17 protein-coding genes are annotated in these 16,647 nt (G+C 64.1%); 14 read left to right on the top strand and 3 right to left on the bottom strand.

The genetic code is table 11. The features are described from left to right. Positions 1 to 12 precede the first annotated feature (12 nt). The 6 genes from AWB94_RS09450 (at position 13) to AWB94_RS09420 (ending at position 7,423) form a co-directional block, all read left to right on the top strand. The gene (locus AWB94_RS09450) at positions 13 to 1,041 is read left to right on the top strand and encodes an aromatic ring-hydroxylating dioxygenase subunit alpha (protein ID WP_062655055.1); all 1,029 of its coding nucleotides are present in this window, start codon (positions 13 to 15) and stop codon (positions 1,039 to 1,041) included. 29 nt (positions 1,042 to 1,070) lie between these two features. Further along, positions 1,071 to 2,144, top strand: a complete 1,074-nt coding sequence (locus tag AWB94_RS09445; RefSeq protein ID WP_062655054.1) for an NAD(P)H-dependent amine dehydrogenase family protein — start codon at positions 1,071 to 1,073, stop codon at positions 2,142 to 2,144. 942 nt (positions 2,145 to 3,086) lie between these two features. Then, entirely contained in the window at positions 3,087 to 4,397 is a 1,311-nt protein-coding gene (locus tag AWB94_RS09435) for an acyl-CoA dehydrogenase family protein (protein ID WP_062655052.1), read from the top strand. A 153-nt stretch (positions 4,398 to 4,550) separates the two neighbouring features. Further along, positions 4,551 to 4,988, top strand: coding sequence for an RrF2 family transcriptional regulator (locus AWB94_RS09430; RefSeq protein ID WP_062655051.1), 438 nt, complete (start codon positions 4,551 to 4,553; stop codon positions 4,986 to 4,988). Between the two features lie 40 nt (positions 4,989 to 5,028). Beyond that, positions 5,029 to 6,327: an acyl-CoA dehydrogenase family protein gene (locus tag AWB94_RS09425; RefSeq protein ID WP_062655050.1), complete on the top strand. Its 1,299-nt coding sequence runs from the start codon at positions 5,029 to 5,031 to the stop codon at positions 6,325 to 6,327. Between the two features lie 202 nt (positions 6,328 to 6,529). Continuing rightward, a complete protein-coding gene (locus AWB94_RS09420; protein ID WP_062655049.1) occupies positions 6,530 to 7,423 on the top strand; it encodes an amidohydrolase family protein in 894 nt (297 codons plus the stop codon). A 16-nt stretch (positions 7,424 to 7,439) separates the two neighbouring features. Here the strand turns inward: AWB94_RS09420 and AWB94_RS09415 are convergent, their stop codons facing one another. After that, positions 7,440 to 7,889: a helix-turn-helix domain-containing protein gene (locus tag AWB94_RS09415; protein WP_234811672.1), complete on the bottom strand. Its 450-nt coding sequence runs from the start codon at positions 7,887 to 7,889 to the stop codon at positions 7,440 to 7,442. 323 nt (positions 7,890 to 8,212) lie between these two features. On the opposite strand from AWB94_RS09415, the gene AWB94_RS09410 reads away from it, so the two are divergent. The 4 genes from AWB94_RS09410 (at position 8,213) to AWB94_RS09390 (ending at position 11,263) form a co-directional block, all read left to right on the top strand. Beyond that, the gene (locus tag AWB94_RS09410; protein ID WP_234811671.1) at positions 8,213 to 8,827 is read left to right on the top strand and encodes an MspA family porin; all 615 of its coding nucleotides are present in this window, start codon (positions 8,213 to 8,215) and stop codon (positions 8,825 to 8,827) included. Positions 8,828 to 8,952: 125 nt separating this feature from the next. Then, entirely contained in the window at positions 8,953 to 9,924 is a 972-nt protein-coding gene (locus AWB94_RS09405) for a hypothetical protein (protein ID WP_234811670.1), read from the top strand. A 252-nt stretch (positions 9,925 to 10,176) separates the two neighbouring features. Further along, on the top strand, positions 10,177 to 10,734 hold the full coding sequence (locus AWB94_RS09395) for a hypothetical protein (protein WP_062655047.1): 558 nt from the start codon (positions 10,177 to 10,179) through the stop codon (positions 10,732 to 10,734). 202 nt (positions 10,735 to 10,936) lie between these two features. Then, the gene (locus AWB94_RS09390) at positions 10,937 to 11,263 is read left to right on the top strand and encodes a hypothetical protein (RefSeq protein WP_062655046.1); all 327 of its coding nucleotides are present in this window, start codon (positions 10,937 to 10,939) and stop codon (positions 11,261 to 11,263) included. 437 nt (positions 11,264 to 11,700) lie between these two features. Here AWB94_RS09390 and AWB94_RS09385 read toward each other — a convergent pair whose 3' ends face one another. Further along, on the bottom strand, positions 11,701 to 12,129 hold the full coding sequence (locus AWB94_RS09385) for a MarR family winged helix-turn-helix transcriptional regulator (RefSeq protein WP_062655045.1): 429 nt from the start codon (positions 12,127 to 12,129) through the stop codon (positions 11,701 to 11,703). Positions 12,130 to 12,281: 152 nt separating this feature from the next. Between AWB94_RS09385 and AWB94_RS09380 the strand changes: the two genes are divergently transcribed. From AWB94_RS09380 to AWB94_RS09365, 4 genes are all read left to right on the top strand, one after another. Continuing rightward, positions 12,282 to 13,310: a substrate-binding domain-containing protein gene (locus AWB94_RS09380; protein ID WP_062655044.1), complete on the top strand. Its 1,029-nt coding sequence runs from the start codon at positions 12,282 to 12,284 to the stop codon at positions 13,308 to 13,310. A gap of 212 nt (positions 13,311 to 13,522) precedes the next feature. After that, positions 13,523 to 14,560 (top strand): aliphatic amidase, encoded by a 1,038-nt coding sequence (locus AWB94_RS09375; RefSeq protein ID WP_062655043.1) that lies wholly within the window; start codon positions 13,523 to 13,525, stop codon positions 14,558 to 14,560. Positions 14,561 to 14,571: 11 nt separating this feature from the next. Continuing rightward, positions 14,572 to 15,621, top strand: coding sequence for an AAA family ATPase (locus AWB94_RS09370; protein WP_062655042.1), 1,050 nt, complete (start codon positions 14,572 to 14,574; stop codon positions 15,619 to 15,621). Between the two features lie 100 nt (positions 15,622 to 15,721). Further along, on the top strand, positions 15,722 to 16,531 hold the full coding sequence (locus AWB94_RS09365; protein WP_206779531.1) for an endo alpha-1,4 polygalactosaminidase: 810 nt from the start codon (positions 15,722 to 15,724) through the stop codon (positions 16,529 to 16,531). Positions 16,532 to 16,536: 5 nt separating this feature from the next. Here AWB94_RS09365 and AWB94_RS09360 read toward each other — a convergent pair. After that, on the bottom strand, positions 16,537 to 16,647 hold a 111-nt coding region (locus AWB94_RS09360), incomplete at its 5' end, for a DUF5078 domain-containing protein (protein WP_133058216.1).

Here is a 16,647-nt window from a genome sequence, read left to right as displayed (position 1 = left end):
ATGCTTCCGGCTATGGCTAAGCCGCCTCTTTCGATGAGGCCGACCGGCTGGTTCCAGGTTGCCTGGTCCGACGAGGTCGGCGTCGGTGACGTCCACCCCATGAAGTACTTCGGTCAGGAACTCATTGCCTGGCGCTCAGAGTCTGGTCAGGTCACGGTGATGGACGCCTACTGCGAGCACCTGGGCGCCCACCTCGGATATGGCGGCACCGTACGAGGCGAGTTGTTGCAGTGCCCCTTTCACGGGTGGCAATGGAACCAGCAGGGCCGCAACGTCTGCATCCCGTACGAGAGCCGACCCAACCGGGGCCGTCGCATCAAGACCTATCCGGTTACCGAACGCAACGCGTCGATCTACATCTGGCATGACATCGAGGACCGTGCCCCCTTCTTCGATGCTCCCGACGTGTTCGCCAGTTTCGGTGACGGCAGCAGCGAGGAGGATTACTACCCCCAGCAGAGATTGTTCGAACAGGGCCGGGAGATGCATCCTCAGTACGTGCTCGAAAACGGCGTTGATTTCGCCCATTTCAAGTACGTGCACGGCACGCCCATCAATCCCATCTTCACCCGGCACGACTTCGACGACCCGGTGTCCTACGTCGATTTCACCATCACGTTCGAAGGCGACGAAGGCCAGCGGATCGAGGACATCAACAGCGGTGTCGAGGCGATCAACGGCGGTCTGGGCATCGCGGTGACCAAGAGTTGGGGGATGATCGACAACCGCACGATCTCGGCTATCACGCCTGTCGATGATCGCACCTCCGACATCCGTTTCATGGTCTACATCGGACGGCCGAAAAGCGAGGTGCGCAACCCCGAGCGAGCCCGTGCCAAAGCCGAGGAGTTCGGCAACGAAGTCATCCGGCAGTTCCGCCAAGACATCCACATCTGGTCACATCAGCGCTACTCCGATCCGCCGGCGCTGGCCAGCTCGGAACTCGAAGGATTCACCGCGATCCGCAACTGGGCGTTGAAGTTCTACCCCGACGGCAAAGGCGGTAGCGCCGCCGATCTGGCCACCCGAGCCATGCACTGACCGAACGAACTGAGCCAGGAAGGGTTTCGATGACAATCAAGGTGTTTCAGGTCGCGACCGGCAACGTCGGATCCGAGATGATCAAACGGATCGCCGATCAGCCGGATCTCGAACTTGTTGGTGTGCACTGCTATTCGCCGAACAAGATCGGCAAAGACGCCGGCGAACTTGCGGGAGTCGCCCCCAACGGGGTGATCGCCACCGGCACGGTGGAGGAAATCGTCGCCGCGAAGCCTGATGTCTTGACCTTCCACGGTGTGTTCCCCGACGAAGATCTCTACGTCAAGGTACTTGAGGCCGGCATCAATGTCGTCACCACCGCCGACTGGATCACCGGCTTCCACCGCGACGCCAATCACCCGCACCAATCCGGTAAACCCGTCACCCAGCTGCTCCAAGAGGCCTGCGAGAAGGGCGGTTCCACGTTCTACGGGACCGGAATGAACCCCGGCCTCAATCAAATCCTAGGCGTCGTCTGCTCGGCGGATGTCGCCGAGATCGAGAACATCACCACGATCGAGTCCGTGGACGTGTCCTGCCATCACTCAAAGGACACCTGGATCGAAGTTGGTTACGGCCTGCCGATCGACGACCCCTCTATCCCGGGCAGGCTGCGCAAATACACCGAGGTGTTCGCCGACTCGGTCTACATGATGGCTGACTGCTTCGGGCTGGAACTCGACGAGGTGAAGTTCGAATACGAGCTCGGAGCCTGCACCAAGGATGTCGACCTGGGTTGGTATCAGCTGCCCAAGGGATCCCTTGGCGCCAACTACATCAAGTACGTCGGCACAGTCGGCGGTATACCGCGCGTGGAGACCCACCTCGAATGGCAGATGACCCCACACACCGAACCGAACTGGGATATCAAGGGCTGCTACATCACTCAGATCAAAGGTGACCCCAACATCTACAACAAACACATGATTTTCCCTAAGCCCGGCGTCGACCTGTCCAACCCGGACAATTTCGCCTCCATCGGCATGACCGTCACGGGCATGCCCGCACTCAACGCCATCAAGTCCGTGGTCGCAGCCCGACCGGGCATCATCACCAGCGCCGACCTTCCGCTGCGCGGGTTCGCCGGACGATTCAAGCTCTAGCTGCGCTCGGTGCTCAGACCGGTGGCAATCGACTGAAGGACGCTTATTGATGTCTGAGGGCAGCCAGCGCACGACTTCGGGTCGCGCAATGGACCACAGGTAACGTCGGCGTCGAAGCGGTCAAAGCCGTGCTGGCGTGGACCGATCTCAGCCTGGACACGAACATCGAAACCCTTTGAGCCACAATGTGCTGCGAAAACTTCTTCGGCACCGAGCCCGACGTGCAATCTGCCTACAGCATAGAAACTCTCGCATGGGACGCGGAGGGCAACTTGTTGATCAAACCCTACTATCCCATGCCCGAGCATGTCGGCACCGACAGTGATCCCTATGCACACCTGCTGGGTGGCCAGGGTGTCAACCAATGAAAGAGAAGTGGGCCGAGGTCACTGCCGCTGGCATGCTGGCGGTGTCCACCGCCTGCACGCGTGGCCGTGACCGCTCGATACCGGCGTAGCGTTCGGACGCATCGATTGCTCGCCATCCGGCCTGGCAGCATCGCCCGCCCCGGTGCAGCTCTACCTGCTCGACTGCGAACCCGGCGGACTTCGGCGGTGCGGCTGAGTGGTCAGTGGAAGGTAGATCTGCGGAGTCTTCCGCGGGGCAGTGGCGTAGGGCCAGTAATGGCGCCGTGGGTTCGCTACAAGCAGATACACGTCGACGATCCGCTGCTGAGATCCCCGCTGTCTTCGTAGCTGATCAGCTCCGGACTGCTGCAAACGGATCCTGGCCGGCCCGGTTCGACGGCCTTCGAGTCCCTTCGTATTACACATGCCTCACGGGACATCAGCGCGTGCCGTGAGGCGGGCGTAATCCGCGGCAACGACCACGAAACCCAGAAACACGGTATTTGAAATACCGATTTAGGAACCTTTGGTGGTCCGCCGCTGCAGCGCGGCAGGCGAGTGCACATTCCGTCCGCCATACACACCGGGAGTAGCCATGACGATCAACTTCACCATGTCCGACGACCAGCGAAAGCTGCAATATGAGGTGCGCACCTTCGCCCAGGAGGTGTTGGCACCCGCGGTCGCGACCGCCGATGCCGAACCTGATCCGCTGAAGGGTTTCCAGCTGACCAAACCGGCCTATGTCGAGGCCTATCACGCCGGCATCGCGATGTGCATGCTGCCGAAAGCATATGGTGGTGGCGGGGTTTCGTGCGTCGACCTGGTCATCGCCGCGGAGGAGATCTGTGTCGTCGATCCCGGGTTCGCATGTACCGTGCTGTGCAATGGCCTGGGGCTCATGCCGATCGCCTGGTATGGCAGCGACGAACAGAAGGAGCGCTTCCTTCGGGCGGCCACGTCTGACCCGACCGGCGAGTACCTCGGCGGCTGGACCGCCAGTGAGCCGCCGGGAAATCCCTCCGGCACCGCGAACTTCGACATCCCCCTGCCGCGGCCCGCGGGTGTGGGGTTGACGGCCGTCCGCGACGGCGACGACTACGTCGTCAACGGTCGCAAGTACTGGCCGTCATCGGCCGGCTGGGACGAGCGAGGCGTCAATGCCGGGACGCTGATCGTTCGGACCGACTCGGAAAGGGGTGGGACCGAAGGACTCTCGGCGCTCGTCTTGGAACGTGATACCCCCGGGGTGACGTTCCGGCACCTCGACAAGATCGGTCACCGACTCGCGTCCAACGCCGAGATCGTGTTCGAAGACGCCCGCATTCCGGCTGCCAACCTCCTGCCTGGCGCGCAGGGGAACGGCGATCTGGTGATCAACCGAAACTTCGCGTGGTCGGGTCCGGTCGCGGCGATCGCGGCCGTCGGCATGGCCCGCGCCGCGTACGAAATGGCGCTCGACTGGGCCAAGAACAACACCGCCGGTGGGATCACCCCGATCATCGGATTCCAGAACGTCGGCTATGTGCTCGGCGACGTGGCCGCCAAGATCGAGATGGCCCGCACGTTCTCCTGGCGGGCCGCCGACTACCTCGACAAGCACGATCAACACGCCGAGCTGGTCGGAGCCATGAACAAGATCCAGGTCACCGAGCTGATGTTCGACTGTGTCTTCAAATGCATGCAGATCGTCGGCGTCAACAGCCTGGAAACCAAGAACGGCTTCGGCAAGATCTTGCGCGAGGCCGCGGTTCTGCCGATCTACGACGGCGGCAACATGGGCATGCAGCGTCGTCGAGTGCACGGCATCATCGCCGATCCCGACTTCAACCCGCGCGCGATCATGGAGGACGAGTACGTCAAGTTCGGCAAGCAGCACGAGAGCATCGGCACCATGGCCGGGTGAGGCCGAAACCCACCGCCGGGTCCGACGGTCTCCGCGCCGTCGGGCCCGCCACGGTGGGCCGGCCGCCGCCGAGCGGACTCGGACAAATCGCGCTGCCGCCGATCGGCCGTGGCACAGTGAGACAGTGCAATCGTCAAGGGAAGCCGCGGCCACATGAAGCACACCAACCACGCCGACTACGCACTGCGAGTGCTGCTCTATCTGCGCGTCGCGCCTGACCGACGCGGGTCGGTCGCAGAGATCGCTGCGGCCCACCGAATCTCGCGAAACCACTTGGACAAAGTCGTCCAACGATTGTCGGCGGCGGGTCTTGTTCACACGACGCGGGGACGCTCGGGCGGCGTCGAGCTGGCCCGTGACCCCGCCACGATCAGCATCGGCGACGTCATGCGAACGATGGAATCGGACTTCGCCGTCGTCGAGTGCCTCGGCCCCGCGCGCTATTGCCGGGTGGCCGGGGTGTGCGGCGCGCGCAGTGTCTTCTCCGATGCCGTACAGGCCTACTTCGAGGTGCTCGATCGCTCGACCCTGGAAGACATCGCGAGCAACGACTACGGACTTCGCGGCGCCCTGGGCCTCACCAGCGGTTGAGCGTCGGCGCATCGCATCACCGGCGGTAAGGAGCACCTGCATGCCCATCGACTTCGCGATGACTGCCGAACAGCGTGCGCTCAAACGCCGAGCGCGGGAGTTCGCGACGGAAGTGCTGCGCCCCGTCGCGGAGCGTGCGGACGCATTGGCCGACCCCCAAGAAGCGTTCCGCGCCATGCGGCCCGTGTATCGGCAGGCCGCGGAGGCGGGATTCACCACGATGTTCCTGCCCCGCGAGTACGGAGGGGGCGGGGCCTCGAATGTCGACTTCCTCATCGCGATCGAGGAGCTCTGCGCGGTCGACCCTGGATTTCCGACGACGATCCTCGTCAACGGTCTGGCCTTGATGCCGATCCTGTGGCACGGCAGTGACGAACAACGCGATCGGTGGATCGGTCGAGCGGCCGCCGACCGGGACGGCTCCTTCCTGGCCGGCTGGGTGGTCAGTGAACGCGGCGGCACCGCCAATTTCGACCACCCGAGCCCGTCGGCGGGTATCCAGCTGCTGGCCCGGCACCATTCCCGGCACGGCCGATACACCCTCAACGGCGAGAAGCACTGGCCGTGCAACGCCGGCGGCTGGGACCTGCAGGGCGCAGACCTCAATGTCTGCGTCGCGCGAACGGATTGCACGAAGGGCAGCGCCGGGGCCCTGAGCGTCTTTGTCGTCGAACGGGGCACGGCCGGCATCGAGTACGAAGTGATCGACAAGCTGGCCCACCGCACCTGCCAAAACGTCACCATGACATTTCGTGACGTCAAGGTGCCCGAGCAGAATGTGCTGGCCCACGGTGACGGTGATCTGTTGATCAACCGAAATTTCACCTGGTCTGCGCCGATAGCCAGCATCGCCGCGGTCGGCGTGGCGCGCTGTGCCTACGAATTTGCGCTCAAGTGGGCCAAGACCTACACCGGCGGTGGTTCCGCGCCGATCATCCACCACCAAGCGGTCGGGAATCTGCTCACCGAGGTCGCGGCCCGCATCGAGGCAGCTCGATACTTTTCTTGGAAGGCCGCACATTACCTGGACCGGCATCCCGGCCAGGGGCATGCGCTCAGCGGGATGAACAAGACCTTCTGTGGAGATCTGATGCAGAGCGTGGTGTTCGACTGCATGAGAATCGTCGGGGTGAACGCGCTGGACACGCGGTTCCCGCTGGCCAAGCTCTACCGGGAGGCCGTCGTCTTCCCGCTGTACGACGCGGGAAACCTGGCCATGCAGCGCCGTCGAGCCTGGGGAGCCATGGCGCACCGCGACTTCGCGACCGATACCTTCGCCGATGACGAGCCGTTCGAGTTCACCAGGGAGATGCAAGGCTTCGGGACCACGCCGGGCTGACGACGGAGCGCGGTCCCAGCCGACTAGTGGCCATCGCAGCGGTGGTGTGATGCAGCACACCATTCGGAATGCGCCCGTAACTGCGACTAATCAGCATGCTGACATGTTGCCGACGCACCATCAGGATTGCGCCGAACCTCCGAATCGGGATCGCCATATGGGCCGGTAACACGGAGCCTGAGGCGACGGACCCGGTTCGGTCATGACTGTCTACGCATGTGGCGTCGATTTCGACGCGATCGAAGCCTTGGATGTTCACGCCCACGTGTCGATCGACTGGACCGGCCGGCGCTGGCTCGACGGAGAATCCGTGCGTTCTGTCCATTCCCTTGCGTCCCCGTCGGTGCGACCGATCCCCACCATCGACGCAATGGCGCAGTACTACCGCGACCGCAGGATGGCCGCCGTGGTCTTCACCGTCGACGCCACCGCGGCGACGGGTCGTGAACCCAATTCCGTCGAGGAGATAGCCGAACGAGCCGCGCTCAATCGGGATGTGCTGATTCCGTTCGGCTCGGTCGACCCATGGCAGGGCACGGCAGCAGTGCGTCGCGTGCACCGCCTCATCGGCGAATACGGTGTGCGCGGGTTCAAGTTCCACCCGAGCATGCAGGCGTTCGAACCCAACGACCGGCGCTTCTATCCCATCTACGAGGCCGTCGCCGAGTATCGGCTGCCACTGCTGTTCCACACCGGCCAGACCTGTATCGGCGCCGGGCGGCCTGGCGGGCGTGGCATCAAACTCCGCTACTCCGATCCCATGCTGCTCGATGACGTGGCTGCCGACTTCCCCGAGTTGACGATCGTGATGGCCCACCCCGCGGTGCCGTGGGTCGACGCTCAGATCGCCGTCGCAACACACAAGGCCAATGTCTACATCGACCTGTCCGGCACATCTCCCACGCAGTTCCCGCCGCAACTCGTCCACGCCATCAAAACCTCGTTGTCGACGAAAGTTCTTTTCGGCTCCGGCTATCCCGTTCACGATGCGGACCGCTGGCGCGACGACTTCGCCAATCTGGATATCCCGGCGGCCACGTTGCCCCGTGTCCTGAAAGACAACGCCCTGCGCGTTCTGGGGGTCACCGGCACGTGATGGGTTGCCGCGGCGGTCAGAGGCCGGCGGCGGTGAGAAGTTTCTCGCGCCGGGCCGGAGACAGTTGGAGCAGAGCGGTGGTAAGGCTGCGGACTTGTGGATCTCGGTACACGTCAAGCCAGTTCAGCTCCTCTTCGAGTCTCCGGCGGTAGCTCTCATCGTGACCGGTGAAGTAGTCGATGCGAATGCCGAAGAATTCGGCGATCAACTCCATCGTCTCCAGCGAGGGGTTGCCTCGCCGCCCCAACCGCAACTGGGACAGGTACGGCGCCGACAATGCCAGACCGCGATCCTCCAACGCGCGCACCAACTCTCGACTGCAGTACGGACCACGGCCGGGTGGATGCACCGTCTCGAACAGTCGGTTGAGCCGAGCCGCGAAACTCTCCGGATCCACCGATGGCACCCGCGTCCGTGGGCGCCGTCCCACCGGCTGTGCGTCACCGGTTCCTCCGCGTTCGACCATCAGCCACTCCTTCCTACCCAATGTGGCAAGAAAATCCTCTTGAATCCGCGGGTGCGGTCGCCGGTCGCCGATCGACGACTTAGCTGACCAACAACCATCAATGTCAGATTGACACATCAGTCGTATATATGCCACTCTGCGGCAGGGAACGTGAATGACACTCCTCACAAGGCGTGTTCGTCACATGGGGCAACGGGGGGATCTGCTCAATGGTGGTGCGGCGCGTCTGCTCGTCTCGCGTGTTTCTGGCCGCCTCGGTATTCGCTGTCTTGGGAGGACTCGTCGTCGGTGCCGCGCCGCGGAGTGCCGCCGATCCTCAGGTGATGCCGGATCGGTGGACGCAGTTTGTCACCGATGACGGGTGGGTGATCGATGTGAATACCACCAACGAGGTGATCAACCACATCGACAATCTGGCGGGTGCGTCGAACTCGTGGCAGGCCCGGGTGTCGGTGCGCGCGGAGGCGCGGATCAGCGGCTCAGGCGCGTCGGTGATCCAGGATGCGCAGTTGGAGGCCGGGTATTTCGTCGGTTGCCGTACCGATTCGTCGGCGGGGGTCGAGGTGGGTGGCGATATCGGGATCGATCCGTATCAACAGGTCAACGGTCAGGTCTATGGCGGCGGGTACGGCGGTGGCGGGTCCGGGGGTGGCCAGGGCGGTGGGTTCGGCGGGGCGTCGGCCGGTGCGACGTTGGGCGTGCAGGAACATTTGGGTGGCTATATCCGGGTGGTGCTCAAACCTGGTGGGCTGGCGCAGGTTCCGCTGGACCGGATCAGTCTGCGCAATATGCATGCGGTGTCGAATCTGCGGGATCAGAACATCGAAGCCGATGGCTGCGGTGGCCAGGTCAAGATCCAGTCGTATGCCACGATCCGGATCCGCACCGACAACGGCAATGACACTCAAACTCTCTACGGCGAGCCGAAAGACCTGTGATGCTGATCCGGCGGTTCATGGTGGTTCTTGCTGCGGCTGTGCTCAGTAGTGGATGGGTTGCGCACGCCGAGCCGGTCGCGACTGACCCGACGCGGCCTGCGGTGCCGTTGCCTGTGCAGCGGCCGATGCCTGCCGATCCCGGGCGGGTCAATCCGATTGGTGGGGCCAGGATTTCCTCGACGACGCCGCAGGGCGAGACCGCCGGGTTGGAGCCCCCGTTGGCCGCTCAGGTTGAGCGCGGTGAGGCGACGGTCCCGATGTGGGCCAAGGACGGCATCTTCGCACCGACCGCGCACCCGAACCGGCAGATCTCGATCCACCTGCCCGGGGAGGTGACGTTGGGTCCGGCGGCGTGGTTGCCCGGTGGGGGCGCGGTGTACGGCTCGCCCGATGTGGACTACACGGTGGTGCCCTATACCGGTGGTGGAGTGGATATTACGGTGACCCGCAAGAGTGTGTTCTCCGCCTCGACCATTCCGTTCGGGATCAAACTTCCGGTGGCCACCCACCTGCGGCAGGGACCCAACGTGGTGTTGGTCGAAACCGATGCCGCTGCCAGTAATCCGTCCCGCGTGATCGGCACGTTCAGTGTGCCCGCGGCTACCGATGCCAACCAGGCACCGCTGGCGGTGACACCCACGTTGGGGCCGGGTTTCCCGCCGGGGCAGTCGAATCTGACCATCGATCTGGGGCCCGCGAACATTTTCGCGTTCCCGGTCACCATCGCGCTGTCCTACCGGGCTTCCGACGTGCCGACCACCGGTGCGCCGAGCGCCAACTGGCAGGGGCTACCGCCCGGGGTGAATGTGCCTGCCGCGCAGGGCGATGCGCATTGCCAAGGCGGTCCCGATGTCTACACCAGTGCCGACGGGCGAGTGGCCAGTTTCGTGGCTGCGTGTGCAACCCAGCAGCAGTGCCTGGCGACCGCTCCTGCCCAGACGTCGGTGGAGTCCTGTAACAACCGACTCCTGGCGCATATGTCGATCCAATGCACCACCGTGTTCGGGCAAACCGGGGACGACTACGACGGTTGTACGCGAGCGGCAGCCGGCTACGTGGCCTGGGCCAAAGTCAATATGACCGGCGGGCCTCGATGAAGCTCCCGGTGTGGCGCCCGGGGGCGCTGCACGATGCAGTTGGCCGACGATGGTGATGATGCTCCGCTTGAAGACAATCCCGGGGCGTTATCGGCGAGTATTGATGATCGGCTATCTCTTGTTCGAGAAGAACCTCCGAAATGGCGGGCAGCTGACAGGAAAGACGCTGTGGGCAAACATCATCATTGACGGTGGCGGCGGAAAGATCATCACCGCCTACCCCTCGTCTGCTCCGAGAGGGTGCACATAGACATGTCCACCACCCGACGCACAGCCATCCTCGCCCTGACCATGATTGGAGCGATCCTTATGGCCACGAGCTGCGGTGACAACAACTCCGGCAGCGGCGACCAGCCCGCCGCTGGGGCGCCCGGTCTGCCGACCTGCGCCCAGATCGCCGAAGCACTGCACGACATGGTCGCTCATCTGGACCCGGTCAACCTCATCCGCAGCCAAGAGGACATCGAGAATGGAACATCGTGCTCATGGGAAGAAAAGTCCTCAGGCAACCACTTTCTGGTCGGGGCGAAGTACCGTCAGACAGACGTGCAGGAGATCTACAACCAGAAGGGAGACTGGGATCCGTCCACTCCCGTGATGCCGGCGTATTCGCTGGCCAAGCCAGACGGCCAGGAACGTCCGGATGCGGTCTTCGTCATCTACGACGGTAGCGCTGAGCGATATGAACCAGGTTGCGAGGTGAATTTGACCTACATCACTCCAACGTTCAAGGTTCAATTTATCGGCGAGGGATACGTGGTGGATCAGGCCAAGCAAGCAGTGCTGCGTGTGGCGGATTTGATGCGATGAACCCATCTTCTGCACTAGGGATTGTCGGTGGGCTTTAGTGTGGGTGAGTCGGTAGGAGTCGGTGCCGGTTTCGAAAAGATATTCTTCCCGATCGAGCAGTCTTCGTGTCTCGGACAAACAGTTGCGACTGCTCACCGCGGTGTCGGCGGTAAGCGTCCTAGCGATGCTGATATGCGGATATCGCTGGTGGACAGAGCCTGTGATGGCCGATGAGGGATACGGCCTTGGCCTCATTCCGATTGGCCTAGCCACGTTGGCGGTCATAGCGGTGGCAGGCAGCTGGAATGCCTTCGCATTGCGGGTCGCACGCCGCGTCGGAGAGGGCGAAGTGCAACGCAGGCCTCTTCTCGTCGGCGAGGCAGTCGCAATGGGCCCATTATCGGTGATTACGCTGCTGCTACTGGTTTCGAACCAAACCATGGCGGTATGGCTCTTCATCTTCATCGGTGTCCCGTTGCTGTTCGTCGGCTTCCTGATAGCCGCGACGCCGCCCTGGCCGAAGACCGGCACCATGGGTGACGATGTCTAGGCCGTTGGTTCCCATTGTCATATTGGTGACGGTATCCATGCTGTTGATAAACAGGTTCAGCCATCGGCGCTGTCTCCGGAGCATCCCTATCTTGGCTCCGTGAAAGCGCTGGTAGGTCCATCCGCGTTGGGCCTTGCGGTGTATGTCGTTGGGGGACAATGGAAGTAGGACCGCGGGGCTGACGGCACGGTCTTGTTGAGCGCATCGCTGCCGTCACTGCAACGTGCAGCGGACCCACGCACTGGACACCACAGCGGTTGCCACTCCCATGTGGCGTCCGGTGCTCCGGACGCCGCGGCGTGCGCCCGGCTTCGAAGACCCGCGCAATAATGGGGTTCTGAAGTTGGCGGCTGGGTCGCCGAGCGACGGCTGCGAGGTGACCCCACGCGATCGGCTGACCGGAGATGTTCCCGCTCCCGGATCAGTGCGGCAGCACATCACCGCCGCTGAAACGCCCTCCCGAACAACGCCTGGGCGAGTTCGGCGCCGTCACTGTCGAGCCAGCCCGCCTCGGCGGAGGCGATCGACCGGCTCAGCCGTTCGTACAGCTTGGCGCCACGTGTACTCAGATACACCCTGACCTTGCGCCGGTCGACGGCGTCCACCTCGCGGTAGGCCGCGCCGTGTGCCACGAGCTTGTCCACGACCCTGGTCAGCGTCGGGCCGGGCGTCAGGGTCGCCGACTGGAGATCGGCCATCGTGAGTCCGTCACCGCTCGCCAGGGCTTCCACGGCCAGCCAGTGGTCGATACCGAGCGCGTCGTCCTGCAGTTCCGCCTCCAGTTGGGCCGTCAACCGCCGCGACGCCCGCAGCACGGCAGTGGTGACCGACGCGGCGGCGAGCCCCTCCGAGGTGCCGTTGGCCATAGCTCGCCCACTCCTTTGTGTTGCCGATCCCCGCCGACCGCGCGATACTTTTGAATGAAAACGATAGTAGACGATCGCACGCAGATGGTGGTGAGGTCATAGCGTTGACGGGCCCGGAGCGACGGAATCGCGACCAGGAGTGGCGGCTGGCCATGGTCATCCCGCTGCAAGGTCCTGGTGGCGTCTTCGGTCCGGCCTGTGAAGCGGTGAGCCACCTCGTGGCGCGCGACCTCAACGCCGCCGGCGGCGTGCTCGGCCGTGAGGTCGTCATCGATATCGTCGACGGTGGGTCCGCGCCGGCGCGGGTGGCCACCGAAGTGGGTGCCATGATCGCCGCCGGCGCCGTGGACGCGGTCAGCGGATGGCACATCTCCTCGGTGCGTAATGCGTTGGCTCCCATCGTCGCCGGCCGGGTGCCGTATGCCTATCCGGCGCTGTACGAAGGCGGGGAGGGTCGCCGCGACATCTTCTGCTGTGGGGAGACGCCGGACCGTCAGATCTTCCCGGCGCTGCGCTGGTTACGGGACCACCTCGGTGTTCGGCGATGGTTCGTCGTCGGTGACGACTATGTGTGGCCACGATCGTCCATGGCCGCCGTGCGACACTACGCGCACACCCTGGATCTGGAGATCGTCGGGGAGCGACTGGTCGCACTGGGCAGCGACGCCATGCACGGCGTCGCCGGTGCTGCGCTGGCCTCGGGCTGCGACGGCGTGCTCATGCTGCTGGTCGGGCAGGATGCCATCGCATTCAATCGCGCGTGCGCCGAGTTGGGTGCCCACGATTCCTTCATCCGATTCAGTCCGCTGATGGACGAGAACATGCTGCTGGCCAGTGGCGAGGAGGGCACCCGGGGTCTCTTCGCCGCCGCGGCATACTTTCGCTCGATAATCGGCGCTGCGTCCATGGAGTTGATCGGACGCTATCGCACGATGCATGGCACGCACGCCCCGCCGCTGAGCGGCGTTGCCGAATCCTGTTATGAGGGAGCGACATTGCTCGCACATCTCATCACGAAGGCCGGCCGCCTCGGTGATATCGCCCCACCGGATCGCCTTTCGTACGAAAGCCCGCGAGGGACAATCCAGTTCGAGCCCCGATCCACCGTGCAGCCGGTGCACCTTGCCGCGGCGAACACGTTCGACTTCGACGTGCTCGCCACCTTGCCGGTGCGAAGCTGACATAACCGAACAGCGGTGCATCTCTTGACACCACGCCGGGCCGCATATATTTTCAATTGAGAATTGTTTAGTCGACGATGGCCTCGTGCGCAGGGGCCGTCCGCGTGGGTTTCGCGCCAGCTGCCTTGCGGCGGCATCGGGCGACGAGCCGTGCCCACATCTCGTGCAGTCACCAATGTCTCTAATTGTCAACACCTTTAGGAGAAGAGCCCATGCGCCATGGGGATATCTCGTCCAGCCCGGACACCGTCGGGGTGGCCGTCGTCAACTACAAGATGCCGCGCCTGCACACCAAGGCCGAGGTGCTCGACAACGCCCGCAAGATCGCGGACATGGTCGTCGGGATGAAGGCGGGGCTGCCGGGCATGGACCTGGTGGTCTTCCCCGAGTACTCCACGCAGGGCATCATGTACGACCCCGACGAGATGTACGCGACGGCGGCCACCATTCCGGGCGATGAGACCGACATCTTCGCCGCAGCGTGCCGCAAGGCGAAGACGTGGGGCGTGTTCTCGATCACCGGTGAGCGGCACGAGGATCACCCCAACAAGCCTCCCTACAACACCCTCGTCCTGATCGACGACACCGGCGAGATCGTTCAGAAGTACCGAAAAATACTGCCCTGGTGTCCGATTGAGGGTTGGTACCCCGGCGACACGACCTACGTGTCCCGAGGCCCGAAAGGCATGAAGGTCTCGCTGATCATCTGCGACGACGGCAACTATCCCGAGATCTGGCGGGACTGCGCGATGAAAGGCGCCGAACTGATCGTCCGTTGCCAGGGCTATATGTACCCCGCCAAAGACCAGCAGGTGCTGATGGCCAAGGCCATGGCGTGGGCCAACAACTGTTATGTCGCGGTCGCCAACGCGGCCGGATTCGACGGTGTCTATTCCTATTTCGGTCATTCGGCGGTCATCGGGTTCGACGGCCGCACCCTGGGGGAGACCGGCGAAGAGGAATACGGCATCCAGTTCGCGCAGCTGTCGCTGTCCGCGATTCGCGACGCCCGCCACTTCGACCAGTCCCAGAACCACCTTTTCAAGCTTCTGCACCGCGGCTACTCGGGCGTGCACGCCGCCGGCGACGGGGACAAGGGCGTGGCCGACTGCCCGTTCGACTTCTACAAGTTGTGGGTCACCGATGCGCAGAAGGCGCAGGAGGTCGTCGAGTCGATCACCCGCGATACCGTGGGGGTCGCCGATTGTCGGGTCGGTTCCCTTCCCGTCGAGGAGACCGCCGAAGCGTAGCCGGGCACGCCATGCCGTTCATCACCGATATGTTCCACGAGCAGAACGGAACCGCCCTGCAGCCCAGCGACATCGGCGGGCGGCGCGCTCCGGGGTTCGATCAGCGGGCATTCACCGGTGCCCTCGGCGCGCACATCCTGGGTCAAGAGGACGCGGTGGCCGCCGTCGGCCGGGCCGTCGCCATCGCAGCGGCCGGCGTCGCCGACCCGGGCCGCCCGCTGGCCAGCATCCTGCTCGTCGGACCCACCGGCGTAGGCAAGACCGATCTGGTCCGGCGGGTCGCTGCCCAGCTGCGCTCCGGCCCCGACGACCTGTGCCGCATCGATATGGCCGCGCTGGCGCAGGAGCACTACGCGGCATCGTTTTCCGGCGCGCCACCCGGATACGCCGGAAGCAAAGAGTCCTTCACGGTTTTCCAGAAGGACAAGATCGAAGGCGATCCGTTCACGCCGGGGATCGTCCTGTTCGACGAGATCGAGAAGGCCGACACCACGGTGATTCGCGCCCTCCTGCACGTACTGGACTGCGGCCAGCTGCGACTTGCCAACGGGCGCGAGACCATATCGTTTCGCAACACCTACATCTTTCTCACCTCGAACCTGGGCTCGCACGCCGTCGCGCGCGAACAACGATCCAAAGGGACCCGGCGCTGGTGGAATCCACGCCGCGGGGTGAGTGCGCACCAATCCCGCGAGCTGATCCGCCACGCCGCCGAGGCGTTCTTCGACCCCGAGTTCTTCAATCGCATCGACGAGACGGTCGTCATGGACCCGATCACCCCGGCGACGGCGAGAGCCATCACCGAACGCGAGGTCGAGTTGCTCACGGCCCGTCTCGCACGCGAGTCCGTCACCCTCGCTGTCGACGACGACGTGGTGGCGTTCCTGCACGACCGGGGCTTCGACCCGATCTACGGGGCGCGCGGGCTGCGCCGAGCGATCCGTCAGCACCTGATCGCGCCGGTGGCCGCCTGTCTACTCGGTGCGAGGCCCACCGGGCGCGAACCCATCGGCCTGACCGCCATTCTGGGGGCCGGCGCGGTCGTCGTCTCGGCTTCGTGATCGCGTGATCTGTCCGCTGTGGTGGACGCCAGGTAGATCCGATTAGGATCGCATCGTGCGACCAGGCACTCCTGCGCTGACACTCCTGGCGACCGCGTGCTTGGCCCTGGCCGGTTGCTCGACCGATGGACAGGCAGCGCCCGGGGCGCCGTCGGCAACGTCGACGCTGCGCCTGCCCGACCGCAATGCAGGCTTCGACTATCAACTGGGCGGCCCCTATCGGCCTCCGGCGGAGGTCGGCACCGTCGAACGGGACCGCACCCACGAACCGGCCGGCGTCGGCTACGACATCTGCTATGTCAATGGTTTTCAGACGCAGCCGGCCGAGTCCGCCGACGTCGCCCAACGGCATCCCGATCTGGTGGTGCAGCTCGGCGGGAAGCCGCTCGTCGACCCCGATTGGCCGGACGAGTACCTGCTTGACACATCGACCGCGCCGAAGCGCGAGGCGCTGGCCGCCATCGTCAAACCATGGATCGACGGATGCGCGGCGAAGGGGTACGCGGCCGTCGAAGTGGACAACCTCGACTCGTACACGCGCTCGGCGGGGCGGCTGACCGTCGAGGACAACGTCGCGATGGCGGCGACGTACGCGCGGATGGCTCATCAGTCCGGCCTGGCGATCGCGCAGAAGAACGGCGCGGAGATCGCCGGGCGGCTCCGGTCGGCCGGTTACGACTTCGCCATCACCGAATCATGTGCCCAGTTCAGTGAATGCGACAGTTACACAACGCAATACCCGGTCGTGCTCGACATCGAGTACACCGATGAACTGGGGCCTGAAGCGTTCGACTCAGCGTGCAACGGCGTCGGACGGCCCCCGGTGATGATCATGCGCGACCACAACCTCGTCACGCCGAACGACAGCGGCTACTACTACTCGGCCTGCGCCCCGGCGCATCCGAGCTGAGACCTCTAGTGCCAGTCCCAGACGGACATGTCGTTGGGTGGGTAGTTCTGGCAGATGTCGGTGGTGTGGGCGGCTACGCCTTTGTTGTTGAAGAACAGTTTGGCCCAGTTGGGCCA

The organism is Mycolicibacterium canariasense (assembly GCF_002101555.1).
Taxonomy (GTDB): Bacteria; Actinomycetota; Actinomycetes; order Mycobacteriales; family Mycobacteriaceae; genus Mycobacterium; species Mycobacterium canariasense.
This window is presented reverse-complemented; position numbering and strand designations above follow the sequence as displayed.

What these genes read in the sequence shown, in the direction of transcription:
- AWB94_RS09450 (WP_062655055.1), top strand. Translation starts at nt 13, where the DNA reads ATGGCTAAGCCGCCTCTTTCGATGAGGCCGACCGGCTGGTTCCAGGTT.
- AWB94_RS09390 (WP_062655046.1), top strand. Translation starts at nt 10,937, where the DNA reads ATGGCCGATGAGGGATACGGCCTTGGCCTCATTCCGATTGGCCTAGCC.
- AWB94_RS09420 (WP_062655049.1), top strand. Translation starts at nt 6,530, where the DNA reads ATGACTGTCTACGCATGTGGCGTCGATTTCGACGCGATCGAAGCCTTG.
- AWB94_RS09435 (WP_062655052.1), top strand. Translation starts at nt 3,087, where the DNA reads ATGACGATCAACTTCACCATGTCCGACGACCAGCGAAAGCTGCAATAT.
- AWB94_RS09425 (WP_062655050.1), top strand. Translation starts at nt 5,029, where the DNA reads ATGCCCATCGACTTCGCGATGACTGCCGAACAGCGTGCGCTCAAACGC.
- AWB94_RS09380 (WP_062655044.1), top strand. Translation starts at nt 12,282, where the DNA reads ATGGTCATCCCGCTGCAAGGTCCTGGTGGCGTCTTCGGTCCGGCCTGT.
- AWB94_RS09405 (WP_234811670.1), top strand. Translation starts at nt 8,953, where the DNA reads ATGCCTGCCGATCCCGGGCGGGTCAATCCGATTGGTGGGGCCAGGATT.
- AWB94_RS09415 (WP_234811672.1), bottom strand. Translation starts at nt 7,889, where the DNA reads ATGGTCGAACGCGGAGGAACCGGTGACGCACAGCCGGTGGGACGGCGC.
- AWB94_RS09410 (WP_234811671.1), top strand. Translation starts at nt 8,213, where the DNA reads ATGCCGGATCGGTGGACGCAGTTTGTCACCGATGACGGGTGGGTGATC.
- AWB94_RS09395 (WP_062655047.1), top strand. Translation starts at nt 10,177, where the DNA reads ATGTCCACCACCCGACGCACAGCCATCCTCGCCCTGACCATGATTGGA.
- AWB94_RS09430 (WP_062655051.1), top strand. Translation starts at nt 4,551, where the DNA reads ATGAAGCACACCAACCACGCCGACTACGCACTGCGAGTGCTGCTCTAT.
- AWB94_RS09375 (WP_062655043.1), top strand. Translation starts at nt 13,523, where the DNA reads ATGCGCCATGGGGATATCTCGTCCAGCCCGGACACCGTCGGGGTGGCC.
- AWB94_RS09385 (WP_062655045.1), bottom strand. Translation starts at nt 12,129, where the DNA reads ATGGCCAACGGCACCTCGGAGGGGCTCGCCGCCGCGTCGGTCACCACT.
- AWB94_RS09445 (WP_062655054.1), top strand. Translation starts at nt 1,071, where the DNA reads ATGACAATCAAGGTGTTTCAGGTCGCGACCGGCAACGTCGGATCCGAG.
- AWB94_RS09370 (WP_062655042.1), top strand. Translation starts at nt 14,572, where the DNA reads ATGCCGTTCATCACCGATATGTTCCACGAGCAGAACGGAACCGCCCTG.